General features: G+C 62.5%; 20 protein-coding genes. 9 read left to right on the forward strand and 11 right to left on the reverse strand.

Translation table 11 applies throughout. The features are described 5' to 3' along the window. Positions 1-36 precede the first annotated feature (36 nt). The 3 genes from SR908_RS12700 to SR908_RS12710 all read left to right on the forward strand — a co-directional run bounded on the left by SR908_RS12700 (position 37) and on the right by SR908_RS12710 (position 2,821). On the forward strand, positions 37-954 hold the full coding sequence (locus SR908_RS12700; RefSeq protein WP_097022623.1) for a MurR/RpiR family transcriptional regulator: 918 nt from the start codon (positions 37-39) through the stop codon (positions 952-954). A 46-nt stretch (positions 955-1,000) separates the two neighbouring features. Next, complete coding sequence (locus tag SR908_RS12705; RefSeq protein ID WP_097022622.1) at positions 1,001-2,332, forward strand: pyridoxal phosphate-dependent aminotransferase; 1,332 nt, start codon at positions 1,001-1,003, stop codon at positions 2,330-2,332. Positions 2,333-2,422: 90 nt separating this feature from the next. Continuing rightward, positions 2,423-2,821 (forward strand): DUF4168 domain-containing protein, encoded by a 399-nt coding sequence (locus tag SR908_RS12710; protein ID WP_097022621.1) that lies wholly within the window; start codon positions 2,423-2,425, stop codon positions 2,819-2,821. A 222-nt stretch (positions 2,822-3,043) separates the two neighbouring features. On the opposite strand, the gene SR908_RS12715 is transcribed toward SR908_RS12710, so the two are convergent. The 3 genes from SR908_RS12715 to SR908_RS12725 form a co-directional block, all read right to left on the reverse strand. Further along, the gene (locus SR908_RS12715) at positions 3,044-3,568 is read right to left on the reverse strand and encodes a hypothetical protein (RefSeq protein WP_097022620.1); all 525 of its coding nucleotides are present in this window, start codon (positions 3,566-3,568) and stop codon (positions 3,044-3,046) included. A 66-nt stretch (positions 3,569-3,634) separates the two neighbouring features. Next, positions 3,635-3,832 (reverse strand): CsbD family protein, encoded by a 198-nt coding sequence (locus tag SR908_RS12720; protein WP_040244278.1) that lies wholly within the window; start codon positions 3,830-3,832, stop codon positions 3,635-3,637. A 119-nt stretch (positions 3,833-3,951) separates the two neighbouring features. After that, positions 3,952-4,827: an AEC family transporter gene (locus tag SR908_RS12725; protein WP_097022619.1), complete on the reverse strand. Its 876-nt coding sequence runs from the start codon at positions 4,825-4,827 to the stop codon at positions 3,952-3,954. A 251-nt stretch (positions 4,828-5,078) separates the two neighbouring features. On the opposite strand from SR908_RS12725, the gene SR908_RS12730 reads away from it, so the two are divergent. Further along, a complete protein-coding gene (locus SR908_RS12730) occupies positions 5,079-6,752 on the forward strand; it encodes a multidrug ABC transporter permease/ATP-binding protein (RefSeq protein ID WP_097022856.1) in 1,674 nt (557 codons plus the stop codon). A gap of 32 nt (positions 6,753-6,784) precedes the next feature. On the opposite strand, the gene SR908_RS12735 is transcribed toward SR908_RS12730, so the two are convergent. Next, the gene (locus SR908_RS12735) at positions 6,785-7,687 is read right to left on the reverse strand and encodes a sucrase ferredoxin (protein WP_097022618.1); all 903 of its coding nucleotides are present in this window, start codon (positions 7,685-7,687) and stop codon (positions 6,785-6,787) included. Continuing rightward, positions 7,684-8,535, reverse strand: a complete 852-nt coding sequence (locus SR908_RS12740; RefSeq protein ID WP_097022617.1) for an ABC transporter ATP-binding protein — start codon at positions 8,533-8,535, stop codon at positions 7,684-7,686. The genes SR908_RS12735 and SR908_RS12740 overlap by 4 nt, the downstream gene beginning before the upstream one ends. Before the next feature lie 416 nt (positions 8,536-8,951). Between SR908_RS12740 and SR908_RS12745 the strand changes: the two genes are divergently transcribed. From SR908_RS12745 to SR908_RS12765, 5 genes are read left to right on the forward strand one after another with little or no spacing between them, the layout of a single operon-like run. Next, positions 8,952-10,763: an IucA/IucC family protein gene (locus SR908_RS12745; protein WP_246921789.1), complete on the forward strand. Its 1,812-nt coding sequence runs from the start codon at positions 8,952-8,954 to the stop codon at positions 10,761-10,763. Beyond that, a complete protein-coding gene (locus tag SR908_RS12750; RefSeq protein ID WP_246921791.1) occupies positions 10,756-12,018 on the forward strand; it encodes a type III PLP-dependent enzyme in 1,263 nt (420 codons plus the stop codon). The genes SR908_RS12745 and SR908_RS12750 overlap by 8 nt, the downstream gene beginning before the upstream one ends. 39 nt (positions 12,019-12,057) lie before the next feature. Then, entirely contained in the window at positions 12,058-13,971 is a 1,914-nt protein-coding gene (locus tag SR908_RS12755) for an IucA/IucC family protein (RefSeq protein ID WP_246921793.1), read from the forward strand. Then, positions 13,965-14,756 (forward strand): HpcH/HpaI aldolase family protein, encoded by a 792-nt coding sequence (locus tag SR908_RS12760; RefSeq protein WP_246921795.1) that lies wholly within the window; start codon positions 13,965-13,967, stop codon positions 14,754-14,756. Before SR908_RS12755 ends, SR908_RS12760 begins: the two co-directional genes overlap by 7 nt. An 11-nt stretch (positions 14,757-14,767) precedes the next feature. Continuing rightward, positions 14,768-16,765, forward strand: a complete 1,998-nt coding sequence (locus tag SR908_RS12765) for an IucA/IucC family protein (RefSeq protein WP_246921797.1) — start codon at positions 14,768-14,770, stop codon at positions 16,763-16,765. Between the two features lie 86 nt (positions 16,766-16,851). Here SR908_RS12765 and SR908_RS12770 read toward each other — a convergent pair whose 3' ends face one another. The 6 genes from SR908_RS12770 to SR908_RS12795 form a co-directional block, all read right to left on the reverse strand. Continuing rightward, positions 16,852-17,475, reverse strand: a complete 624-nt coding sequence (locus SR908_RS12770) for an RraA family protein (protein WP_246921799.1) — start codon at positions 17,473-17,475, stop codon at positions 16,852-16,854. Positions 17,476-17,528: 53 nt separating this feature from the next. After that, the gene (locus tag SR908_RS12775) at positions 17,529-18,575 is read right to left on the reverse strand and encodes a FecCD family ABC transporter permease (protein WP_246921801.1); all 1,047 of its coding nucleotides are present in this window, start codon (positions 18,573-18,575) and stop codon (positions 17,529-17,531) included. Between the two features lie 2 nt (positions 18,576-18,577). After that, positions 18,578-19,576 (reverse strand): FecCD family ABC transporter permease, encoded by a 999-nt coding sequence (locus SR908_RS12780; protein WP_246921804.1) that lies wholly within the window; start codon positions 19,574-19,576, stop codon positions 18,578-18,580. Further along, entirely contained in the window at positions 19,570-20,604 is a 1,035-nt protein-coding gene (locus tag SR908_RS12785; RefSeq protein ID WP_246921806.1) for an ABC transporter substrate-binding protein, read from the reverse strand. Before SR908_RS12785 ends, SR908_RS12780 begins: the two co-directional genes overlap by 7 nt. Continuing rightward, positions 20,601-22,082 (reverse strand): DHA2 family efflux MFS transporter permease subunit, encoded by a 1,482-nt coding sequence (locus SR908_RS12790; protein ID WP_246921808.1) that lies wholly within the window; start codon positions 22,080-22,082, stop codon positions 20,601-20,603. Before SR908_RS12790 ends, SR908_RS12785 begins: the two co-directional genes overlap by 4 nt. A 194-nt stretch (positions 22,083-22,276) precedes the next feature. After that, positions 22,277-24,448: a TonB-dependent receptor gene (locus tag SR908_RS12795; protein WP_246921810.1), complete on the reverse strand. Its 2,172-nt coding sequence runs from the start codon at positions 24,446-24,448 to the stop codon at positions 22,277-22,279. Positions 24,449-24,752: the final 304 nt, after the last annotated feature.

The following is a 24,752-nucleotide window of genomic DNA, read 5'->3' on the forward strand; positions in this document are numbered from 1 at the left end:
CCAAAGCTTTTCAGGAGAGGGGATCAGGAGCCTGCCATGCCCGCCGACAATGTCGACTTGCCACCCCGGCGTTACGCCGACCTGCAACTGCTGGCGCTGCGTGCTCGACGCGGTGACGCCGCTGATCTGAAGCTTTCCGCCAAGGGGCTCGCATTGCTCGAGGCTTTATTGGCCCAGCCCGAGGCCGTGAGCCTGTCGGGTATCTCGCAATTGGCGCAGCACCACGGCGTGAACCCTTCGCGCCTGACGCGGTTGGCGCATGCCCTCGGCCTGGAAGGGTTCAAGGCGCTACAGGCGCTGTTTCGTGAAGATCTTAGCGATAGCGCCTTCTATTCCACGCGTGCCCAGCGTCTGCTGGATTTCGGCGAGACGCCCCGGGCCGAGGGCGACGCGTTGGCCGATGACCGCGCGCTATGGCAGCAAGAGATGCAAAATCTATCGGCCACCGTGGAGGCGCTGGACACGACGCAACTGGCGGCGGCAGCGGCTAGCATCCAGCAGGCGCGGCGGATCCACGTTATCGGCCTGCGGGCCAGCTTCGGGGCCGCGCATTACCTGGCGTATTACCTCGACTATCTGCGCGATTCGGTGCACTTGGTCTCGGGGCACGCTGGCGTCAGCGTCGAGCAGGCATTGCGGCTGGGCGAAGAGGATCTGGTGATCGGCATCGCCTTTCGGCCCGAGTCGCGGATGAGCATCGACTACTGCCGGCTGGCGGTGGAGCAGGGCGCCTCGCTGCTGGCGTTGACGAATCATTCCAGCTCGCAACTGGCCACGTTGAGCGAATCGACGCTGCTTGCGCCGGCTGAGGGCGCCTTCTTTTTCAACCCCATGAGTAGCCTGTTCATGCTCGTCGAGCTGTTGCTGTCCCGGGTGGCCCGCGAGATGGGGCACGATGCGGTGCTTGCCTTGCGCCAGCGTGAGGCGCTGATCTCGCGTCTGCACGTCGAGTGACGTGTTCGTTTACACCGCTTCTTTTGCCGCTTCTCTGGAGTTTGCCATGACCACTTCCGCCTCTTCCTCTTATGTCCCAGGGCCAGCTACCAGCGCCGCCGATTGGCTGGACCGGGGCTACGCCGACGATCATAACGCCACCGCCGCTTCGGATACGCTCTTGATCAACGAGCAGTCGCGTCTACTCGAAATGCAGGGGCGGCGCATCACCAAGTTCGGTTTCGGCCAATCGCCGTTTCCGGTCTTCCCCCCGGCGGTGGAGACGCTGGCCGAACACGCCGCCGATAAGGCCTACCTACCGGTGCAGGGTATGGCGGCGCTGCGAGAGAACGTGGCGGCTTTCCATCGCCACATGGACGGCACGGACTGGCGAGCCGAACGCGTGTTGATCGCCCCGGGGAGCAAACTGCTGCTGTTTGCGCTGATGAAGGCCTTACCGCGCGCCGAAGTGCTCATCCCTGCGCCGGCCTGGGTCTCCTATGCGCCACAGGCGCGACTCGCGGGGCAGCCAGCGGTGCGGCTGGAAACAAGCTTCGATAGCCGCTGGCTGGTCACGCCGGCACAACTCGATCAGCATTGCCGCGAGCATGGCCCTGGCCTACGGCTATTGATCCTCAATGCGCCTGGCAATCCCACGGGGTTGTCGTATGAGCCGGAGATGCAGCGTGAGCTGGCCGCGGTCGCCAAGCGCCATGGCGTGCTGGTGCTCTCCGACGAGATCTACGGGCCGCTTCATCATCGTGGGGAACATCGTCCCTTCGCACTCGAGTACCCCGAGGGTACCTTGACCACTAGCGGGCTTTCCAAGTGGTGTGGAGCAGGTGGCTGGCGCCTGGGTGTATTGAATGTGCCCGAAGCGCTGGGCGATGCATTGCTAACGCGCCTGCTGGGCATCGCTTCGGAAACCTGGTCAAGTGTGACGAGTCCAGTTCAGGCGGCAGCGATCACCGCGTATAGCGTCACGCCGGCGCTGGAAGCGTATCTGGAGGCCCAGCGGCGCTGGCTGCAGGCGATCGGGCAGTGGTGCGCGCAACGTCTTGAGGTAGCCGGGGTTCGCACACATGCGCCGGATGGCGGCTTTTATCTGTTCCCTGATTTCAGTGCACACCGTGAGGTACTACGAGCGCGTGGAATTACCACCAGTGCAGCGTTGACCGCGACGCTGCTCGAAGAGGCAGGTATCGCGCTTTTGCCGGGCAGCGCGTTTGGCTGCGAACCCTCTCAACTGACGGTGCGCTTGGCCTATGTGGACTTCGATGGCGCGGCGCTATTGGCACGCACTTGCCCCGATGACCCCGAGGCGGCGATGGCCGCTCCCGAACTGGTCACAGTGCGTCATGGCATCGAGGTGTTGGCGGCCTGGTTGAATGCTGCTTAAATCTTTACACTCTGTTACACAAAAAATGTGAACTCACCCACTACAGTGGCGTCACAATAGCCACGCACACGCAATAACCTGGAGGTATTCATGCAACGGATCACTGCTCTTGTTTCAGCGGCTATGCTGACCACCGGAATGGTAGCGGCACAGTCCGCAATGGCACAGCAGGAAGACCCGGCAGCAAGCGGGACAACCCAGACTCAGGGTGCGTCCTCTCAAGATTTTTCTGACGAACAGCTTCAGCAGTTTGCAGATGCATCTGAGGAAATTTCTCAAGTTTCCCAGAAGTACACTCAGCAGCTTCAGAACGCGGATGGCGAAGACGAGCAGAAAGAGCTTCGTGAAAAGGCCAATGAAGAGATGGTCAGCGTTGTCGAAGACAGCGGCATGAGTGTCGAAGAGTTCAACTCCGTTGGCCAGGCGATCCAGCAGGATCCCGAGCTCATGCAGCGCGTTCAGGGCATGGTTCAAGGTCAGCAGGAGTAAGCGAATCGGATATTGCGGTATCGTTGCACTTAGTGCCGGTGCCGAGTGATATAAGCTTCGCGGAAAAGGCCACCTTCGGGTGGCCTTTTTTGTGTTGGGCCTTCTCAAGGACGTTGCGAGAGTGGCTCGTGAGTTCATGTGCTGCCAAAGCCGACATGAAAAAGGCCCGCCATAGTGGCGGGCCTTCATGCTTTCACCCTTTATGGGCGAAGAGCCTGACGATCAGTCGCTGATGGCATCGCTGGCATCGTCAAGAAGATCGGCAGTGGCTGATTTGGTGCTCTGCCAAGCACTTTCGGCGCCTTGCTTGGTCTCTTTCCATGCTTGGCGGGCTTGCCCTTTGGCATCCTGCCACCAGTCGTTATCGTACTCTGGTAGCTTGGCGACATCATCGCGCGTCATGTCGAGCGTGACGCTATAGTCCAAGTCGTCGAGGTCGTCGGCGTTCTGTGTCTCGAGGGTAAAATTGTCGCGATCAACCACACGGTGTGTATCGCCGAGGTCGAGAACACCCCCGGTTTCGATGACCAAGGCTTGAACGCTCATGTCCTCGCCAAGCAGCACGTCTTCGACGTCACCCACGTCTTCGTTGGGGGTTTCCGCGAGGAAAACGTCGGCATCCATCAGCTCGTCGGCTGAATACAGCCCTTGTGGCTGAGTCTCGGATTGCGCGAGGGCCGCGCCTGTCAGACTCAGGCCACCGATGAGAATGGCGGTTTGCGTCATGCGATGCATTGAGTGGCGCATTGAGAAGCTCCTTCTTCGTCGGTTCTAGCTATTCGACGGGTGTCGAATCACTGGCGGGATGGGCAGTCAGACCGAACGGGCCCAGTCATCTGCACGCTTTTCGGCTTCTTCCTTGGTGATCCCGTATTTGGTCTGCAGCTTGCCGATCAATTGATCACGCTTACCAGCGACCTGATCGAGTTCATCGTCGGTCATTTCGCCCCAGGACGCTTTGGCCTTGCCTTTGACCTCGGTCCAACGGCCTTCTATCTGATCCCAATTCATGGCGGTTCCTCCTGAACGTTTGCCAACAACGCGAGCGCTTCCTGCGCGTCGCGTTCATTACGAAGAATAACAGAGATGTGTGCTTTGACAATTACACGCCATGCGCCAGAACGCGCACACTACATGAACAGCGCCAGCAGCAGCGGCACGTAGAGGAAGGAGAGCAGGGTCGAGCAGAACACGAGACTGGCGACATATGCCGGTTCGCGCTGTGAACGTTGCGCGAAGAGATAGTTGTAGACTGCCACCGGCATGCTCATCTGCAACACGAGCACGCTCTGCGCCAGGGGCGGGAGGTTTAGAAGCCAGCCCACGCCGAAAGCCACGCAAACGGCGAACGCCGTGCGCAGCAGGCTGAAGGCGAGCCCCGAAGACAGACTGCGCACCTGGATGTTGGCCAGCGAGACACCGAGAGTGATCAGCATCAAGGGGACGGTGAAGCCGGAGATTAGCTCCACGGTGTTGTCGATCCACAATGGCAGATCGGTATCCGTCAGCAGGATGGCCACCGACAGCAGAATGCTATACACGGTAGGCGTGCGCAGCAGGCTTTTCAGCGGATTGCTGCGGCTGATCATCATCACGCCGAAGGTGAACTGCACTAGGGCGACCGTCACCATCACGGTGATGGCATAGGCGAAGCCCTCGTTGCCAAATGCATAAAGTGCCACCGGTAAGCCCATATTGCCGGTGTTGGGATACATCATGGGTGCCAATAGCACGCGCCAGTTCTTGCGCAGCAGTATCGCCATCAGCCAGGTGGCCAGCGCCATGACCAGAAGCACGCCCAGCGTGCTCAGCATGGTGCGCCCAAAAGTGTGGGCATCGATGTTGGCGCCGGAGAGCGAGGCGAGAATCAACGACGGCGTGCCGACATTGAAGACCAGCTTGGTGACGAAGTCGGTGGGATACGCGTATCCCAGTCGTATCCAGAAAAATCCGATACTGGCGCCCACGAACACGGGGGCCATGACAGCAAAGAGTTGGGCGAGCATGCGCGAGCCTGATTCAGGGTCTGCGTCCACGGTGCGGAGGTGGACGGGACGACGTTGAACGCGACTTTGAGAGCCGCTGAAAGTGCCATATGGGATGCTATTGTCGCCAATCGTGGTAAAGCGTTGCAACGTGCATACGAAAACGAGAATCCTTTACCTTGACGTGGCGCGAGAATTGGCAAGAATCGTGGGCCACGCTGACATTCATCGGCGTCGCGTATAACGCGGCGCGTCGCCACTCAGAGAATTGCATGGAACTTTTGCGCGTCGTCTATCGCGATTATCGCTGGCCGTTCATCGGCGTCATGGTGTTGAGTCTGGCAAGCGCCGGGCTTGGTATCGGGGTCATCGCTTTCATCAACCAGTACTTGATCGAGGCCCAAGGCGATCCGCTTCTGGTGCTGCCTCAGTTTCTGGGACTCATCGCCTTGCTGCTGGTGGTGACGCTCGGTTCGCAATTGGCGCTGACCGTGCTTGGCCACCATTTCGTTTATCGTCTGCGCGGGCGTCTTATCAAACGGATTCTGGATACCGACATCGAGCGTATCGAGCGCCTGGGCAGCGCGCATCTGCTGGCTAGTTTGTCCAGCGACATCCGTAATATCACCATCGCCTTCGTGCGACTTCCCGAGCTGGTGCAGGGCGTGATCCTGACGCTGGGCTCGGCCGCTTACCTGGCCTGGCTCTCGCCGGGGATGCTGTTCATCACCGCGCTGTGGGTGGCGGTGACCGTGGTGGGTGGCTGGTATCTGGTGTCGCATGTGTATCGCCATCTGGGCCAAGTACGTGACACCGAGGATCGACTCTACAAGGATTACGAGGCGGTGATCGATGGCCGCAAGGAACTGGCCCTCAATCGCGATCGTGCCCGGGCGCTTTACGAGGATGTCTACGAGCGCGACGCCAAGGCCTATCGGCATCACATCATCCGCTCTGATACCTTCCACCTGAGCGCGGTGAACTGGTCGAACATCATGATGCTGGGGGCCATCGGCATGGTGTTTTTCCTCGCCAATGGCCTGGGTTGGGCCAACACCAATGTGGCGGCCACCTATTCGCTGACGCTTTTGTTCCTGCGCACGCCCCTGATTCAGGCGGTGGGGGCGTTGCCCACGCTGTTGAGTGCCCAGGTCGCCTTCGACAAGCTCAAGACACTGGCGTTGACCGAGTATCGCGCCGAGTTCGGCGAGAGCGCCGCGCACGGCGACTGGCAGACATTGGAACTGCGCGGTGTGACCTTTGCCTATGCTGCGGGCGAGCATGGCAAGGGGTTCGAAGTGGGGCCAGTCGATCTTACCTTGTCGCGCGGTGAACTCGTGTTTCTGATCGGTGGCAACGGCAGTGGCAAATCGACGTTGGCACGCCTGCTGACCGGACTTTATCAGCCATATGCCGGCGAGATCCTCATCGATGGTACCCCTGTGGACGAGGCTGGGTGGCAGGCGTTTCGTAGCCGTTTCGCTGCCGTATTCACCGACTTCCATCTATTCGACCAGGTGATCGGCCCTGATGGCGAGGCGCCGGACACGGCCTTGGCCGAAGCCTGGATCGCACGCCTGGGCATGGGCGAGAAGCTGCATTTCGATGGCTGGCGGGTGACCGACACGCAGCTTTCCCAGGGGCAGCGCAAGCGCCTGGCGTTGCTGCTGGCGGTCGCCGAGCAGCGCGATATCCTGCTGCTCGACGAATGGGCGGCGGATCAGGATCCGCAGTTCCGGCGCATCTTCTACCGCGAGCTGCTACCTATGCTGCGCGAACACGGCAAGACCGTTTTCGCCATTAGCCACGACGATCACTACTTCCAGCACGCTGACCGCCTGCTGGAGATGCGCGCAGGCCAGTTGAGCGAACTGACCGGCGAGATGCGCGAGCGCGTCAGCCGCGACGCCGTGGCACGGCTCGAAGACACTTCAGGCAACGTGTGACGGACGGCGAATACTTGCGGTGGCCTTCATTGTCATGCGGGTGAGATCTCGCTGGCATGCCAGACGAGGCTTTCGGTGGGACCGTCGTCCAGATCGGAGCACATGTCGACACGCAGAATCGTCGCCGTTTCGCATACGGTCTGCAGTCGGCCATGCGCATCATCTTGCTCCCATCGCCACAGGATGCGTCTCCGATGCTCGTTGCCAGTGTCGTCCTGTAGCGTCAGGTTGGCCGTCGGGTACCGTTGTTCTAGAAAGGTCAGGGCTGCGAGCTGAGCACACTGCTGTGCGGGTGTCAGTTGGGAGTCGCCGCGATAGCCGGGCAGAAAACGACGGCCTTGCGCCTCCGCTTGCAGGAAGGGCAATGCCTGCTGCGGTGTGAGGCGGCCGTACTTGCGGACTGGCGAGAGCAGTATGAGGCTGGCGGCGAAGCGGCAGCCGCCCAGATGGCTGCTTTCCCATACATCGAAGGGCAGTTCGTGTGCTGCGACGACCTGGGCCAACTGCTTGTAGGTCTGGTAACCATACTTGGCGCAGCACTTATCTTTCTTGCCGTGCGTGCAGCAAAGCAGCAGGTCGTGGTCGACTCGCGCCCCTTCCCATGCCGTCAGTGGCGCCCCTGATTGCCACGCGGCCAGAAACGTCTCCAGTGCCTCGCGAGGTACGACAAACCGCCGGCGTTCGGGCATCAGAAACACCTGATGGCTCTCGTCGGCCTGCTCGCGTCGATGAATCAGATTGACCCGTCGCCCATCGGCGGCGATGGCGTCGAGGGTTTTTGCCAGGCTGTCCGGCATGTCGTTGGCATGACGCAGATTTCGCGTCCACTTGTTGCGAGGCCAACTGATCAGCAGATTGCGCTCAAAATGCGCGGCGCTGCCAGCCAACGGATCATGCTGCTCACGGCTGAGATCGGCGCAGAATCGATGGCTCATGACACACAGCGCTGTTGGGTGGTGGGGTGGGCACGCCGATGGGGTCGCTTTTTCTTGTGTGGCACGCAGATCGGGCTGCCGGTCTCGGGGTCTTCGAGCACATGGGCATCGAGATCGAAGACATGCTTGAGATTGATGGCCGTGAATACCTCCTCTGGCGCGCCGCGGGTGACAATCTGCCCTTCACGCATCATCACTAGCTGGTCCGCGTAGGCTGCCGCCAGGTTCAGGTCGTGCAGGACCAGCAGCAGGGTGCGGCTGTGCTCATGGGCCAGGCGGGATAGCAGCTCCAGCAAGTCCACTTGCACCTTGAGATCGAGGAAAGTGGTGGGCTCATCGAGCAGGATTAGATCGGTCTCCTGGGCCAGCACCATAGCGATCCAACAACGCTGACGCTGACCGCCGGAGAGCGCATCGACGCTGCGTTCGGCGAACTCCGTGACATCGGCATAGGCCATCGCCTCACGGATGGCGCGGGCATCCTGCTCGGCGTCCTGTCGCCACAACCGTTGGTGAGGAAAGCGCCCCATACCCACCAGTTGCCGCACCGTCAGTCCCTCCGGGGCCACAGGGCCCTGGGGCAGGATACCCAGGCGCTGTGCTACCTCTCGCGTATTGCGGCGGTGGATATCCTTGCCATCGAGACAGACTTGCCCGGCGCTGGGTATAAGCGTGCGCGCCAGTGTCTTCAACAGCGTCGACTTCCCGCTACCGTTGGCGCCCAGCAACACCGTCAGCTTGCCCTCGGCCACCGTCAGATCGACGCCGTCCAGTACGCGTCGGGATTCGTACCCGGCGCACAAGGCTTCGCCTGTTAGACGAGGCGGCTTGGCAGGTATCGAGGGCATGAAGGTAGCTCGTTGGTGTGGTCCCTAAGCTGGCAACCGTAAGACAAAAAATTCTCATTTTCAATGCTGGTGACCACGTCCGCTCAGTCTTTAAGAACGGTGTGTGGGGGGGCAATGATTCGCTCGGCGAACATGTGCGAGTGTTGACTTTAATCTCTATTATAATCATTCTCATTATCAAATGATCCAGCGGTTACCTAAGCAACTGCACCGAGTACACCGAGGACCTAAGCGCATTGCTGGCTCTCACCGCTCGGGCGACATAACAAGCACGACCATCCAGTAAAGCTTCGCACAGTGGCTAGCGAGGGAGGCGCGGACTTACTTGCCAAAAAAGCCTTGCACTGACGGCAAGGTTGGCCAGGAGGCAAGTGAGATTCAAAAGGAAGGTAGGAAGGTATTGTTGCGGAGGCTACATGAGCTACGCCCGTTTCTCTCGTTTACCCGGCGAGATGAGCCGGCACGCATCCATGCATGCGTTGCTGAATTGCATTATCAAGGAAGTGGCAATACCCCATGGTGCCGTATTCCACCGATGGCCGGCCCGGCGCGATGGACTGCCGCAGCAGTTGCACGGTCTACCCTTACTGATCGAATGGTCGGCATCGCTGTCGCTGTTTGTGATGGTGGACCGGCGTTCGGTCATTGGTAGCCACTTTTATCTCTCCGATGTCTACCTGCGAGAGGCAGAGAGTGCTGGCTGGCATGCCCCTGAGATGGGGGAGTTGATCGCCGCACTGTTGGAGCACTGCCGGTGGAATGACGGCACGCTTAATCGGGAATTGTGCGATCAAGTCGTGCAAAGCCAGGATGTCATGACGACGATCGTCACGCATGCCGTCGAGCAGCCCAGGCTTCATCCGCTGACGGACTACCGTTGCAGTGAGCAGGGGCTGTGGTTTGGCCATCCCAATCACCCCACGCCCAAGACCCGGCAATGGCCGTCCCATTTGCTTCAGGAAAGGCCTGCCTACGCGCCGGAGTTCTGCGCCACTACGGCTCTGTATCAGTTCTCCTTTCCGGTGGCCGGGCTGAGCGTGCAGGCCAATCGCATCAATGCTCAGGATGTGCTGGCGCAGGTGGCGGACCAGCGCCATGCCGAGGATGACGGGCGTGTGGTGCTCAGCATGCACCCGGTGCAGGCCGACCTGTTCCTCCAGGATGCCCGAGTGGCGGAGATGATTGAGGACGGCACCATCTGCGATCTTGGCCAGAGCGGTTTGCAGGCGGCGCCCACCGCCTCGATGCGAACCTGGTACATCGCGGGGCATCCTTGGTTCCTCAAGGGTTCGCTGAATGTGCGCATCACCAACTGTGTGCGCAAGAACGCCTGGTACGAGCTGGAAAGCACGCTGATCATCGATCGCATCATGCACCGGCTCGTCCAGCTCGAGGATGCGGCGCTGCAGGCACTCTGCGTGGCCCAGGAACCGGCCACGGTGCACTGGACGCCGGCCGTGGGCGATGAGGCCGACAAACGCTGGTTCCGGGAGCAGACCGGCATGATCCTGAGAGAAAACTTCTGTCAGCGCTTCTCGCCGGAACGTTGCCTGCTCAGCGCGACATTGTTCGCGCGCGATGTGCAGTTGGTGCCCATGGTGTTGTCCTTCATCGACACAGCGATGCCCGGCGAGGTACCTCGGCCACTGCCAGCGGAAGGTCGGGTTCGGGCGTGGTTTCAGGCCTACCTGCGTACTCTGGTGGGCCCGGTCTTGGTGCTATTCTTCCGTCACGGCATCGTCATGGAGCCCCACCTGCAGAATTGCGTGCTGATCCATGACCAAGGCATGCCTCGGCAGGTGCTGTTGCGCGACTTCGAGGGGGTCAAGCTGACCGAGGATAAGGGAGTGGACTGGCTCACGGGGGAGTCACTGCATCCCCACGTCAGGGAGTCGATGACCTATTGTCGCGAGCAGGGCTGGAACCGTATCGCTTATTGCCTGCTCGTCAATCATGTCGCCGAGGCGATCCTGGCACTGAGCTGGCAGCGCCCGGCCCTGGGCGAGGCGCTGTGGCAGGACATCCTGGACGAGCTGCACCGCGTGCGGGAGGCCCTGGGCGGCGACGCACCAGAGCTGGATACGTTGCTGGCGGGGGGCGAGCTGCCCTGCAAGACCAACTTCAAGCTACGGCTGATGGCCCGGGCGGACCGGCAGGCTCAGTATGTGGCGTTGCCCAACCCCTGGCACACCACCCAGAACCTGGGACGGGAGGTGGCCTATGGCTGAGCGCCTGGCGATTCCCGATCACGTGCTCTCCGCCATCGCCTCGCAGCGACAGGCCAGCTCAGAGCCCATGGCGGCGTTCTTCTATGACCTGCCGGCACTCGCCGCGCATGGCCGGGCCATGCGCGAGGCATTGCCACCGGGCGTCGAGCTTTACTATGCGATCAAGGCCAACAGTGAAGCGGCCATCATCGATACGCTGGCGCCGGTGGTGGACGGGCTCGAGCTATCGTCTGGCGGCGAGATCGCGCGGGCCTGCGCCTGCTCGACGCCGCGCCCCTGGGTGCTCTCCGGCCCGGGCAAGCTGGATACCGACATGCGTGAGGCCATGAGGAGAGGCGTCGAGGCCTTTCATGTCGAAAGCCTCGGGGAAGTAGCACGCCTGCAGGCGGTCGCGGCGGCGCTGGATCACCAGCAGCCGGTGCTGCTGCGTATCAATCCGGCCTTGCCCGAGGATCTCTCCAGCCGGCTGCGAATGGCCGGCACCGCCACGCCGTTCGGCATCGACGAGTCGCAGCTTGCTGACGCCGTCCGCGCGGTCGACGACGCGCCGAACCTGGCGCTGGTCGGTTTTCATATCCATGCCATGTCGCACCAACGTTGCGAGCAGCGCCACCAGCGGCTGCTGGCGTCCTATCTGGAGCGCTGGCCGCAGTGGCGAGCGCTGGCGCGTGCTCCTGAACGGGTCACGCAGCTCAATGTGGGGGGCGGCATCGGTGTGAACTATCTCCAGCCGTCCGAGCAGTTCGACTGGTCCGGCCTGTGCCAGGCCTTGGGCCAGCGGCTGGCGGCCATGGACGAGCCGCCGCTGGTGCGCTTCGAGATCGGCCGTTTTCTGTCGGCCTTCTGCGGCTACTACGCGATCGAGGTGCTCGATACCAAGGTTAGCCATGGGGAAGGCTTTATCGTCTGCCGGGGTGGTACACACCAATTCCGACTGCCTGCCGCCCAGGGGCACGATCACCCGGTCATTCACCTGCCGCGCGACCCTCGGCAGGCGAGTGAGGGCGAGCGCCGGTCCTGGACCGTGGTGGGGCAGCTGTGTACCCCCAAGGACGTGCTGAGCCGCCAGCAGGAGCTGCAAGGGGTCGAGGTGGGCGACTTGCTAGTGCTGCCGCTGGCCGGTGCCTACGGCTACAACATCTCTCACGCGGACTTCCTGTGCCACCCCCGGCCGGATCAGGTCTTCATCCGTGACGCCCGCGAAGGCAGCGAACTCGAGACGACCAGCCATCGGCGCGCCGAGCCGGTGAGCTGACCGGGACGCTGCGCCGATTCATTTTCCAGGAGTTACCCCATGACATCACAGGAACGTGTTCTGTCGCCGGCTGTGGCCATCGCAGACAACCCCGGCGCGCGGGGCGGCATCGACACGCCTTTTGCTTCCGACAGGTACTGGCGGCATCACGCTCGCATTGAGCAGCGTGTCGTTGGCCAGCTGTTGCAGACCCTGCTCTACGAGGACGTGCTGCCCTATGAGGCCATCGCCGACCCGCAGCTTGGCGTCGCCGGCGCCACGCGCTTCTCTCTGACGCTGGGCCAGCGTCGCTATCGGGTGGACGGCTGGCAGTGCCAAAGTTTTCGGCTGATTCGCCTCGAGCACGCCTCGCTGGTGGTCGAAGGCGATGAGGGCCGCGAGAACCCGGCGGGTACCCCGGCGCCAGTGAGCCTGCCTCGCTTCCTGGAGGATCTCGAGGCGGCGCTCGATGGTGGGACGATTCAGCCGGGCTTCGTCGATGAACTGATGCAAACCCTGGTCAAGGATTTGCAGTCATCTGCCTGGCCGTTGCCCGTCCACGAAACGCCGCAGACGCTGGGCGCCGATGCCCTGGAGCAGTACTTCACCGACGCGCACAGCTACCACCCTTGTTACAAGTCACGGCTCGGCTTCTCCCTGCGCGACAATCAGCGTTATGGGCCAGAGTTCGCCCAGCCGCTGCATGTGTGGTGGCTAGCCGTGCCGGTCCGCCTGGCGCACCAGGGAGCGGTCAGCGGAATGGCGCTGGCCGACCGGAGCGCGGAGGACGCCGGGCCGCATGTGCAGGCGCGCCTGGCTGACCACCTCGCCAGGCGCCGGCTGGCGCGCGACGAAGTCGTGCTGATGCCAGTGCATCCCTGGCAATGGGAGAACGCGCTGGTGACGGCGCTCTATCCAGAGCTTGCCAGTGGCGAGATCGTACTGCTCGGCGAGGGAGAGACGGCCTATACCGCGCAGCAGTCGATTCGCACCCTGGCCCCACAGGACACGCATCAGCCCTATCTCAAACTGGCGATGAGTATCACCAATACCTCCAGCACTCGCATCCTGGCGCGTCACACCGTCACCAACGCCCCCATAATCACCCAGTGGCTCCAGCGCCTCATCGCTACCGACGAGACTGCCAGATCCGCGGGTTTCGTGATCCTCGGCGAGGTGGCCGGTGTGGCGTTGGACGAGCGTGCTTTCCCCAACGCTCGCTACCACGACGTGTACGGCAAGGTCGGTGCCATCTGGCGGCAGAACGTCGGCGAGTTCCTGGCCGACGGCGAACAGGCCGTGCCCTTCAACGGGCTGAGCCAGTTCACCCGCGACGCCGAGGGCGAGCCCGCCAGCCCCTTCATCGCGCCCTGGGTGGCGCGCCATGGGCTGGACGCCTGGAGTCGACAGCTCGTGCATGTCGCGACCCTGCCGATCATCCATCTGCTGTTCGCCGAGGGCGTGGGGATGGAGTCCCATGGTCAGAACATCGTAGTCATCCATCGCGATGGCTGGCCGGTGCGGGTGGCGCTGAAGGATTTTCACGATGGTGTGCGCTTCAGTCCCTCGCATCTGGCGCGGCCTGAGCTGGCTCCCGCCCTGGAGCCCGTGCCCGAGCGCCATGCCGCCCTCAACCGCAATTCCTTCATCGTCACCGACGACCCGCACGCGGTTCGCGACTATTCCTGCGACGCCTTCTTCTTCATCGCCCTGGCGGAGATGGCGATCTTCCTTCAGCGGCATTTCGGCCTGGATGAGTCACGGTTCTGGGCCATGGCGGCAGCGGAGATCAAAGCCTACCAGCGCGCTCACCCCCAGCACGGCGAGCGCTACCGCTGCTTCGACGTCTTCGCCCCTTGGTGGGAGGTGGAAGCCCTGACCCGGCGTCGCCTGTTCGGTGACGACGATCCCCAGGTCAAACATGTCCCCAACCCGCTGGCGGCCTTCGCGCCCGGTAAGGAGGCGGCATGCTGAGGACCAACCGGCTTAAGTGGGCACTGGCCGAGGGCCGTGAGGTCCATGGGGTTATCGCCTCGCTGCCCGCGGCCGCCTCCATCGAACTGATTGCGGAGGCGGGCTTCGACTTCGTGGTGATCGACACCGAGCATGTGCTGATCAACCCGGAAACCGTCGAGCACATGATCCGTACCGCCGAGAGCTACCGACTGACGCCGCTGGTACGGGTGGCGGATGCCGATCCCAAAACCCTGCTGCGCCTGCTCGACGGTGGCGCCCAGGGGATCGTGCTGCCTCAGGTGGAAGATGCCGAGACTCTCGAGCGCGCCGTGGCCGCCTGCAAGTACGCCCCGGAGGGCGAGCGCAGTCTCAATGCCGGGCGGCCCGGCGCCTTCGGCAAGGCTTCGCTGGCGGACTACGTCGTCGAGGCCAACCGGGAAATCATGGTGGTTGCCATGATCGAGAGCCGCCGCGGCGTGGCTGAGATCGAGGCGATCTGTGCGGTGCCGGGCCTCGACATGGTACTGGAAGGGGCGGCGGACCTGTCCCAGTCGCTGGGTGTGACCTGGCAGCCCGGACACCCCGACGTCGTTCAGGCGCTGGAGGCGGTTCAGGGCACCGCCAGCGAGCACCATATTCCCTATTGCGCCTTCCTGCGCGATTCGGCGGCCAAGGCCCGGTGGCGGGCGCGGGGCGTCAGCACCTTCATGCTGGGCGATGAGCGAGGAATCGCCTTTCGTGCTCTGCAGCAGGCACTCGGCGACGCCCGGACGCTAGAAAGCAGCGAGGCCCCGCCGTCATGAGGACACCGACAGTGAATTCTTCCTTTCCTTCGAATCGGGCGGGCGAGGACGCCTCGCTCGCCAGTACCGACACGGTGATGGAGCGCACGACCATGGACACTCTCGATGCCAAGCAATACGCCCAGGCGCAGATCATGCAGTCGCTGGTGGATGGCCTGCTGGTCGAGGGCCTGCTGGATAGCCTGGGCGCGGCCTGGCTGAGTGCCACCGAGGCCGATGATGGGCTCACCCGCCTCGCGGCGTTCCACGCGCATTTGCTGCCAGCTCATTGCGGCACCCTTCCGCAGTGGTTCTGGCACTGGCCGCAGGACAATCATCACAGCGTGGTCATGCTGTTGCGGCCAGGCATCGCCCAGGCGTGGGAGAAGGTACCGCAGACCCCGGTGATCGTGAGGTATCACGAGAGCGGGGAGTGGGCGTCGCTCGACCCTGTCGCCTTCATGCGCCGCGTCTTCGGCGTCATGACGCAAGACGACGAATCGACCCTAGGGCAGGGACAGCAAGTGTTTCTCCGGGCACTTGCCGACAGCTGCTGGCAGGCGGAAAGCTCCGTGGCACACCGGGTGGAAACGCGTGACCTGCTGGCTCGCGATACGGCCAAGCATTTTGCGATCATGGAACAGTGGGCATCGTTGCTCGACCGGCCCTATCACCCTACGGCGAAGGCCAAGCAGGGGCTCAGCGAGAGCGAATATCGTGCCTACATGGCCGAGTTCAATGCCCTCATCACGCTGCGCTGGGTCGCGATGGCCCGTGACCGGGTGATGACCGGCGACGGCGTCGACGAGGCTTGCCCCGAGCCGGTGCGGTGGCTCGCCGGTGACGAGGGCCGACGGGTGCTCGAGCAGGAGATGGCCTCGCGAGGGCTGGCCCGGACCCACGTCGCCATCCCCGTGCATCCCTGGCAGCATGAGCATGCGTTGCTCCACTGGCTGGAAGTGGCCTTCGCGGCGGGAGGCTGTGTCACGCTGGAGACGCTCACCGAACCCTGGCTTGCGACCTCTTCACTGCGCTCGTTGGCCCCGACCACGGCGAGTCCGCATTTTCTGAAACTGCCGATGGCCATCCATTCGCTGGGCGCCTCGCGCTACCTGCCGGCAGTCAAGATGCTCAATGGCGACCTCAGTGCCCGCCTGCTTCACCAGGCCAGGGAAAAAGACCCCCGGCTCGCCGAGGCGCTTTACCTGTGCGACGAGAGCAAGTGGTGGGCTTACATGCCGAAGGAGGCGACGCTGTTCGACGAAGCCCCACGGCATCTGTCCGCCATGGTGCGCAGTTATCCCGATGCGTTGCTGGCAGACCCGGACGTGCGTCTGGTGCCCATGGCCACCCTGGGGACGCCGCTGCCGGGTGGCGAGCACCACCTGTTCGACGACTGGCTGGCGCAGCGCGGGATGGCGGCCAGCGCCGCCTCGGTGCAGGCACTCTTCGGCGAGCTGTGCGACACCTTCTTCGACATCAACCTGCGCATGTTCCGGCTCGGAATGCTGGCGGAAGTGCATGGCCAGAATGCGGTACTGGTCTTCAAGAAGGGGCAGTGTCACGGCCTGCTGCTACGTGACCACGACTCGTTGAGGATCAACGTCGCGCGTCTCGAGCAGCACGGCATGCAGGACCCGTGCTACTGCATCAAGCCCGGCCACGCCAACACCCTTTATCACGACAGCCTCGAGGCCTTGCTATTCTGGCTGCAGACGCTGGCGATCCAGGTCAACCTGCGCGCAATCATCGACACACTGGGGGATCACTACGGTGTTTCGAGTCATGAGCTGTGGAGGCAAATGGCGGCGTGCCTAGCGGCTGTGATCGAGACGGTTCCCTTCGATACTCGCGATCGCGCCATGCTCAATGAGCAGCTCTTCGAGAGCCCACAGTGGCCCTATAAGCGTCTCATCGCGCCGATCATCGAGCGTGCCGGCGGGCCGGGCAGCATGCCCTTTGCCAGTAGCTCGACCTGTAATCCCTTCATGCGCCTCGGTCTGCCCACCGAGACGCTGATCGAGGCCTGAGACGGACAGCAACCGACGACGAACACCGCCCGAGATAGCCTTGGGCGGTGTTTTCGTGTGGGTGGTGTTTTTACGGGGAAGCGCGCTTAGCGAAACCATTCGGGGAACTCGGCTGCCAGGGCGTTACGCTTTTCCGCCTCTCGGGCTTGTTTGGCCTCGGCGGCGTCAGCCAGGGCATCGGCATGATGCACCGGGATGACGAAGAGCCCGTCGTCGTCACCGACGACCAGGTCGCCCGGGCTGATCGCGGTGCCGTCGATGGCGACGGGTGTGTTGATCTCGCCTTCCAGCTCCAGCGCCCGTGTGGTCAGGGGGCTGGTCGTTCGCGCATAGGTGGGCAGGTCCAGCCTGCATAGAGCATCCCGGTCGGTGATGGCACCGTTGGTGACGATGCCTGCGAGCTGCTTGCGCAGTGCCGCGTAGGCGCGAAATTCACCCCAGCAGGCACGCCGCTGGTCACCGGATACGTCGATCACCAGCACGTCGCCCGGGCAGGCCATCTTTAGCGCCTCACGGATGATGCTGCCGTCGAGGTGGGGAATCCTGACCGTCAGCGCCGTTCCCAGCAGCCTCACCGGGCGCTTCAGCGGCGAGAGCGAGGTGATGGCGCCGAAGTCGGTGATATGGCCAAGGGTAGATGTGGCAAGCGTTTGGTAACGTTGCCGTTGCTGTGCCGTGAAGGGGTCCTGTCGAGGGGCGATATGGAACATGGATATTGCCTTGAGTGTAATGATACACAATGAAAGGGAACAAGCGCGGGCCGTCATTGACGGTGGTAGCGCGTCCGATGCAACAGGTAGACGAAGAAGGGCGCGCCGACCCCCGAGACGAAGATGCCGGCGGGCAGGTCCTTGGGCAGGAAAGCCACGCGGCCCAGCAGGTCGGCGTAGAGCACGATCAGGGCCCCGACCAGGGCGGTGACGGGCACTAGCCGGGCAAATCCCCGGCCCACCAGGCGGGCGGCGATATGAGGGGCGATCAGGCCCACGAAACTGAGCCCCCCGGCGAAGGCCACCGCCGCCCCCGCCAGCGCCACGCTGCAGGCCATCAGTACCAGCCGACTTTGCAACACGTTCACGCCCAGCCCCTGGGCCACCGAGTCTCCCAGCGCCATGGCATCCATGTGGCGTGCCAGGGTGAGGCACAGCGGAACGGCGACCAGCAGCCACGGCAGCATGCCGAAGACATCTTGCCACTGGGCGGCGTAGAGGCTACCGGTCAACCACACATAGGCGACCATGGCGGCGGCATCGTCGCTGATCACGATCAACAGGGTGGTCACGGCCCCCATTGCCGCGGAGAGCCCGATGCCGACCAGCACCATACGTGAGGGCGTGATGCCACGCTTCCAGGCCAGCGAGAATACCAGCACCGCGGAAAGCAGCGCGCCGAGCAGTGCGGCGGCCGGAAGCCAATGGATACTCAGGCCGGTACCGAACAGTGCCAGGAAAGTCACTGCGGCCATGGCGGCGCCGCTGGTGATGCCGATGACGTCCGGAGAAGCCAGCGGGTTGCGCACGATGCCTTGAAGGATGGCGCCGGCCACGGCCAGGGCCGCCCCCACCAACACGGCAAGCAGGATGCGCGGCAGGCGCAGTTCCCAGACGATGAAGGTGATGTCGCTGTCCTGCGGTGCGGCCAGCGCGTGCACCACCTGGCCGAACGAGGTGGGGAAGCTGCCCAGGCTCAGCGACAGCCCCATGCTGGCCAGCAGTACCAGAGCGAGCAGGGCACTGAGGAGTACCGGGCGGGTCGTGTGGCTGGCGGCGGTGTCGTTGCCTTGCTGTGGCAGGGAGGCGGAATGCGTCATGGTCAGATCTGCTTCCTGCGCGCCAGGTAGATGAAGAAGGGGGTGCCGATCAGGGCGGTCATCACCCCTACCGGGACATCCTGAGGTGGCATCAGAAAGCGCGAGGCCACATCGGCCAGCAACAAAAGGCTTGCTCCCAGCAGGGCACAGGCTGGCAGTAGCCAGCGATGGTCGACGCCGAAGAGGCCTCGCGCCATGTGCGGCACGATGAGACCGACGAAACCGATCATGCCGGCGAGCGCGACCGAACTGCCGGCGAGCAGGATCACCACCAGACCAAGCAGTAGCTTGATGGTGCCGGCGCGCATACCCAGGCCTTTGACCATGTCATCGCCTAACATCAAGGCATTGGCGTGGCGGACCAGCAGTATGCATAGCAGCAGGGCGATGCCGAAGAGCGGCAGCAGAGGCATCACTACCGACAGCTCGCGCCCGGACACGGAACCGGCCAGCCAGTACAGCACGCTTTCGAAGCTCTGTTGGTCGACGATCAGCAGGCCTTGGCTAAACGAGACGAACATGGCCGTGACGGCCACGCCTGCCAGCACGACCCGCAACGACGAAAGCTCCCCCTGGCGACCGCGACTCAGCATGACTACCAGGCAGGCCGCTACCAGGGCGCCCAGCAGCGCCGCCCAGACGTACTCGGCCGGAGTATGCAGGGGCAGCAGCGAGACTGCGACTACTACGAAGAACATCGCCCCGGCGTTGATCCCCAGGATACCCGGCGAGGCGAGGGGGTTGCGGGTCACGGTCTGCATCAGAGCGCCGGCGATGGCCAGGCTCGCGCCGACCAAGGCGGCAATGACAGCGCGTGGCAGGCGTTCCGTGACAATGATGATATGCGCGACCCGAGTGGGGTCGTATTGCACCAGTGCTTGGACAAAGGTCGGCGGGGCGATATCCGTGGTGCCCAGCATGACGCTTGCTGCGAAGGCCGTCGCGACCAGTACCAGGCTCAGCAAGAGCCCCGCAATTCGGGAAGCACGATGATTCAGCATGCGCTCGACTCCTCGTCGTGGGCGCGAGACTTCGTGGACGTTTCCTCGGTGCAGGTAGCGGCGGGCGTCGTGGGATCACCAGGACCATCCAGCCCGTAATGGGCGTATAGATCATCCAGCATGGCATTGGCGGCCAGGATGCCCCCGCCCATGATCCAGTCCACTGGGTCCACCTCGAAGACACGGTCGTCTTGCACGGCATCCAGTCGTTTCCAGAGAGGATGGGAGGTCCAGTGACGATAGTTGCGCATGATGGCTGGATCGTTAGGTTCCAGGAGCACGAAGATCACGTCGGCATTCATGACCGGGATGTTTTCCTCACTGGTCAGCTTCATCCCCCAGTCCTGGTCGTGCAGGGAACTGGGTTGCTCGAAACCCAGCTCATTCAGGATGGAACCGGCGAAGCCCGTGGAGTAGATGCGTACATGGTCGCTCTTGAAGCGAACCACGGCGGCCTTTTGCGGCCAGGCGTCGCCCAGCGTGTCGGCGATTCTTTGGCGGAAGTCCGCCACGCGTGCGTCCCAGTTCCGCAACAGCTCGCGGGCGCGGGCTTCTCGGCCCGTGGCTTCGGCGATCAGCCTCAGGGTAGCCTTGAAGTCGAAGACGGTGTCTGTAGCGACCGTCGGCGCGATTTTTTCCAGCAGTGGCCGAACCCGCTCGTGGCGAAAGCGCGTGGCCACGATCAGGTCGGGTTTCAGCCAGGCGACCTTCTCCAGGTTGGGTTGGGTCTCCAGGCCGACGTGTTCCACGCCGCCGAGGGCATCACGCAAGTAGCGATACATGGGTTTTTCCAGCCAGGAGTCGACGACGCCGACTGGCGTGATGCCCAGTGCCACTGCGCTGTCCGTCGCGCCCTGGTAAAGGGTGACGATGCGCTGCGTCGTGGCGGGAACGTGGGTGTCGCCGAACGCATTGGTGACGGTGCGCATGTCCTGGCCGTCGGCGGCGAGGGCGGTGGCCGCCCAGGGCATGAGGGATACCAGCAGGGCGGCCAGACATAGTCGCCAGCTTCGGGTGTGAGTTTTCATTCCGGCCTCCTGGCGGATGCGGTCTTCAGGGGGGAATCGGGGGCGCGAGCAGACGATGACACGTCGCCTGGCGACACAGAGTCGTGTCGTGTCACGGCGTGGCCGAGTCGCCAGGCCAGCGGCAGGCAGCACGCGGCGACCGCCGCCAGTGCCAGGAACGCATGGTGCAGTGCGGAGGCGCTCGCCTCGGTATAGGGAATGCCCCGACCCAGCGCGGCTTGCACGGTCGTGTCGTAGTAGATAGAAAGCGTGACGATGCCGAGCGAAGAAATCAGGCGCCGGGACATATTGTTCATGGCCGAGGCCTGGGCGACGCTGGCCTCGGGCAGCTCCTTCATGCCCACCGTGGTGGAGGGCAGATAGGCACAGCCTAGGCCGAGGCCGCGCAGGCCCATCCAGGCGCCGATCATCCACACGGGCGTGGCCTTCGTCAGCGTGGCAAGTCCCACCAGGCTTATCATGGTGATCATTAGCCCGATGCCGAGGCACCACTGTGGTGGGTAGCGGTCGATCAGACGCCCCGCGATGGGCGAGCAGGCAGCGGCAGCCAGTGCGGTGGCCAGAAACACCAGCCCCGTGGTCAGGGGGCCGAATCCCAGCGCATTCTGCATCCATAGCGGCACCAACAGGATGCAGCCGAACAGGATGATCGACTGCAGGCAAGCCAGGATGACGCTGAGCCGATACCCGCGATGGGAAAACAGTGAGAGGTCGAGCAAAGGCGTATCGGCATGCCGCTCGACGCGCACGAAGAGCACTAATGCCAGCAGGCCGACCGCGAGCGTCAGCACGGCCTCGATGCGCAAGAGATCCATCAGTGTCTCCACCCGGCTTAGGGAAAATAGCACTGTGCCCATCCCCAGGGTGATCAGCACGAAGCCGGGCAGGTCGAACCGACGTCGATGATCGGTCGGCTCCGTGGGAAGATAACGATAGCTGCACAGCAGCCCCAACAGCGCAAACGGCATGTTCATCAGGAACAATGCCCGCCAGTGGCTGATCTCTAGCAGCAGCCCGCCGACGCTGGGGCCGATGGCTGGAGCGATCATCACCGCGAAACCCCATATCCCGCTAGCGCGGCCGCGCTGGTCGCTGGGGTAGGCGGAGAAGATCAGTGACAGAGAAAGAGGGATCATCAGCCCCGCTGCCACACCTTGCAACCCTCGCGCGAGGATGATGCCAGCCAGGCTCTGGGCCATGGCACCGAGCGCCGAGCCGGCCAGAAATCCCCACAAACCTAATAGGTAAACGTGCTTACGACCGAAGCGGTCAGCGAGATAGCCAGTGAGTGGCATGGTCATGCCCATGGTGATCATGAACAGCGTTACCACCCAACTGACTTCCGTGGCGCTGGCATCGAAGGTGGTCATCAATTCGGCCACGGCAAGATTCAGGGCGCTGTTGTTGAGGCTGACGGTAAAGGTACCCAGCAGCACACTGATCAGCACCTTTCCGCCATGCCGGGTAGCATGCGGCATGGATACTCACTTGATGAGAGCACAGAAGGCATCGCCTAAGCATGACGCCAATGAGGAATGCATCATGGAGCAAAATAATGACACGATGCAAAATTTAATGCAAAACATTATCAATTGCGATTGGCCTCGAGATACACGAAAAGCGGCGCCATGGAGGCGCCGCTCAAAAAGCCAGATCGGTCAGATGTCTGTGCTTAGAAGTCGAGCTGATAGCTCAGGGTGAAAGTACGTCCCCGGCCCTTGAAGTAAAGGTCGTCTTCAAGAGCCTCCCCTTGGGGGAACGATTGTGAGTAGTAGGTGAAGTAGTCCTTGTCGGCGAGGTTCTCCACCCCCAGGCTGGCACGGCCTATGGGAAGACGGTAGGCCAGGGAGGCGTCGATCAGGCCGTAGCCGTCGAATTCGAGCTCGGGATCGTCGAAGCTGCGGTCACGGTAGTAGCTGTACTGCAGGTAGGATGAGAGCTTTTCGTTCCAGGCCGCGCTCCAGGCGAACTTGAGGGTGTCCGGGGCAAGGTCTCGGCCCGTCAGCTTGGTATCCACGCTGCCGTCACCGTCGGTATCCGATTTACCCTCAGTGTGCGTATAGGAAAGCCGCAGGTTGTGGGCGTCATTCACCTGGGCATCGCCGGTGATCTCATAGCCCTGGATCTCGGTCTTCTCTCGCTTGACCCGGTAGTTGTTCTGGGCATCGGGTTCGATGCGTTGGCCAAGGTCGGAATTCGACTCATAATAACTCAGCTCGAGCCCGTAGCGGTCCCAGTCGAAGCGCGCCCCGATCTCGCGATTGTCGGTGACGATGGGGGAGAGGTCGACTAGGGTGTCGGCGTCCTGGCCGGGCTCGCTGACACCGCGCAGCACTCGGCCCACGTCGGGCATGCCAAATCCCTCGGAGTAGTTGGCGTAGAGCTGGGCCCAGTCGGTGGCTTGATAGACGATACCGGCATTGAACAAGGTTTCGTCGAAACTGGGGTTGCCGCCACCTACCGAGACTAGGTCGTTTTCGACACTGGTACTACGGTCTACCGTCGAGTAATCGTCGACGTTTAGCGTAGCATGCTCCTGGCGAGCCCCGGCATGCAGGCTCAGAGCTTGGGTCAGGTCGTAGTCCCCTTGCAGGAAGACCGCATAGTTGCGGAACCGGCTCTCGGGCACATAGTTGCGGTCGGTCTGGACCAGCACCTGTTGGGTCTCGTCCTGCAGCAGGTCGAGACCCGTGGTCAGCTTGAGGCGGTCGTCGAGCAGGCCGTCGCGGCTCAGGGTGAACTTGGCACCGATCTTGTCGGACTCGTTGCGTGTGTGATCGTAGCGGGTATTGCCCGCGTCGTCCTGGTAAGGGAAGGAGCCGAGGCCAGTGGTACCAAACTGGGCGCGGAAACGCTGGGTGTAGAGTTGGGCATCCAGCTCGTTGCCTAGCCAGTCTCTGTTCGAGTAGGCCAGCCGGGCGGTGGTGACCCTATTATAGCCTGGGTCGTTAGCGGGGTTGCCTTTTTTGGCCGTAGTCGGTACGCCTTTATCGCGATCACCGGACACCGGCACGTAATCGTCGCCGACGTCGAGGTCGTAATGATTGAGGGAGAGTTCGATGTTCTGATCGTCGTCGATCCAGTAGGCCGCCTTGGCCATCAGGTCGTAGCTTTCGGAGTTCTGGATCTCGCCATGGTAGGCCATGCCGACGATCTCGTCGTTGCCATCGTAGAAGACACCGCGTTTTTGGCGGCTAGCGGCGACCATGTAGTCCCAATCGCGGGTCTGGCCGCTGAGACGGTAGTCCAGTTTGTGGCCGAAACCTTCCGACTCGAAATCGTCGTCACTGGTCAAGCTGACGCCGACATGCTGGCTTACCCCGGCGCCTTCGGGGCGCTTGGTCACGTAGTTGATGATACCGCCGGTCGCACCCAGACCGTGCTCGGCGCTGGCGCCGTATATGACTTCGATACGCTCGACCATGGAAAGATCGATGGTGTAACTATCTCTTCCCCCGTCGCGCAGCGGATTGGACTGAGGGACGCCGTCGATCATGAAAAGGGCCGAACGACCGCGGAAGGTCTCGCCGGTATTGTTGAGCTTCTGGCGGCTGGGCGAGTAGGAAGGGATCAAGTTACTGAGTACCTGACTGGGGTCCTGGGTGATCGCCAGTTGCTGCTCGATTTGCTCGCGGGTAATGATAGTGACCTTCTGCGGGGTCTCATCTTCGCGACTTTGATTGCGGGTGGCGGTGATGACCAGCGGGTCCAGCCCATGGTCGTTGGCATCTTGCGATTCCGAGCTCGTTGAGGTTTGAGCCAGCGCCGTGGCTGGTAGAGCAGAGACGAGCACCAATGGGAGTAGCGAGAGTTTCTTATGGCGTGGTCGTTGGAAGGCTTGCATGGTAAATCGATATCCCTTGCCGGATTTGATGTGGTGATTTTTGCTGTTATAGGCCTTGAACGCTAAAGATAATGATAATTCTTTTTATTTGCAATGTCGGTGCATCGCATGATCTGGGCAGGGGCAGGGGCAGGGGCAGGGGCGTCATGCCACGTTTTCTCTGGGAGAGATTTCGAAAGCCTTAGCCGCGACGCCGTGGCACGGCTCGAAGACACATCAGGCAACGAGTGATGGGGAGGAGGTGACAGCGTTGAACGCTCGCCATTGTGAAAACAAATCACAATTCTTATCATGTGCGATAGAC

Origin of the sequence: Chromohalobacter canadensis, from assembly GCF_034479555.1 — a bacterium.
Taxonomy (GTDB): Bacteria; Pseudomonadota; Gammaproteobacteria; order Pseudomonadales; family Halomonadaceae; genus Chromohalobacter; species Chromohalobacter canadensis.

Bases quoted from the DNA above. Each gene is read 5' to 3' on its own strand.
- SR908_RS12700 (WP_097022623.1), top strand. From the start codon at position 37: ATGCCCGCCGACAATGTCGACTTGCCACCCCGGCGTTACGCCGACCTG.
- SR908_RS12705 (WP_097022622.1), top strand. From the start codon at position 1,001: ATGACCACTTCCGCCTCTTCCTCTTATGTCCCAGGGCCAGCTACCAGC.
- SR908_RS12710 (WP_097022621.1), top strand. From the start codon at position 2,423: ATGCAACGGATCACTGCTCTTGTTTCAGCGGCTATGCTGACCACCGGA.
- SR908_RS12715 (WP_097022620.1), bottom strand. From the start codon at position 3,568: ATGCGCCACTCAATGCATCGCATGACGCAAACCGCCATTCTCATCGGT.
- SR908_RS12720 (WP_040244278.1), bottom strand. From the start codon at position 3,832: ATGAATTGGGATCAGATAGAAGGCCGTTGGACCGAGGTCAAAGGCAAG.
- SR908_RS12725 (WP_097022619.1), bottom strand. From the start codon at position 4,827: ATGCTCGCCCAACTCTTTGCTGTCATGGCCCCCGTGTTCGTGGGCGCC.
- SR908_RS12730 (WP_097022856.1), top strand. From the start codon at position 5,079: ATGGAACTTTTGCGCGTCGTCTATCGCGATTATCGCTGGCCGTTCATC.
- SR908_RS12735 (WP_097022618.1), bottom strand. From the start codon at position 7,687: ATGAGCCATCGATTCTGCGCCGATCTCAGCCGTGAGCAGCATGATCCG.
- SR908_RS12740 (WP_097022617.1), bottom strand. From the start codon at position 8,535: ATGCCCTCGATACCTGCCAAGCCGCCTCGTCTAACAGGCGAAGCCTTG.
- SR908_RS12745 (WP_246921789.1), top strand. From the start codon at position 8,952: ATGAGCTACGCCCGTTTCTCTCGTTTACCCGGCGAGATGAGCCGGCAC.
- SR908_RS12750 (WP_246921791.1), top strand. From the start codon at position 10,756: ATGGCTGAGCGCCTGGCGATTCCCGATCACGTGCTCTCCGCCATCGCC.
- SR908_RS12755 (WP_246921793.1), top strand. From the start codon at position 12,058: ATGACATCACAGGAACGTGTTCTGTCGCCGGCTGTGGCCATCGCAGAC.
- SR908_RS12760 (WP_246921795.1), top strand. From the start codon at position 13,965: ATGCTGAGGACCAACCGGCTTAAGTGGGCACTGGCCGAGGGCCGTGAG.
- SR908_RS12770 (WP_246921799.1), bottom strand. From the start codon at position 17,475: ATGTTCCATATCGCCCCTCGACAGGACCCCTTCACGGCACAGCAACGG.
- SR908_RS12775 (WP_246921801.1), bottom strand. From the start codon at position 18,575: ATGACGCATTCCGCCTCCCTGCCACAGCAAGGCAACGACACCGCCGCC.
- SR908_RS12780 (WP_246921804.1), bottom strand. From the start codon at position 19,576: ATGCTGAATCATCGTGCTTCCCGAATTGCGGGGCTCTTGCTGAGCCTG.
- SR908_RS12785 (WP_246921806.1), bottom strand. From the start codon at position 20,604: ATGAAAACTCACACCCGAAGCTGGCGACTATGTCTGGCCGCCCTGCTG.
- SR908_RS12790 (WP_246921808.1), bottom strand. From the start codon at position 22,082: ATGCCGCATGCTACCCGGCATGGCGGAAAGGTGCTGATCAGTGTGCTG.
- SR908_RS12795 (WP_246921810.1), bottom strand. From the start codon at position 24,448: ATGCAAGCCTTCCAACGACCACGCCATAAGAAACTCTCGCTACTCCCA.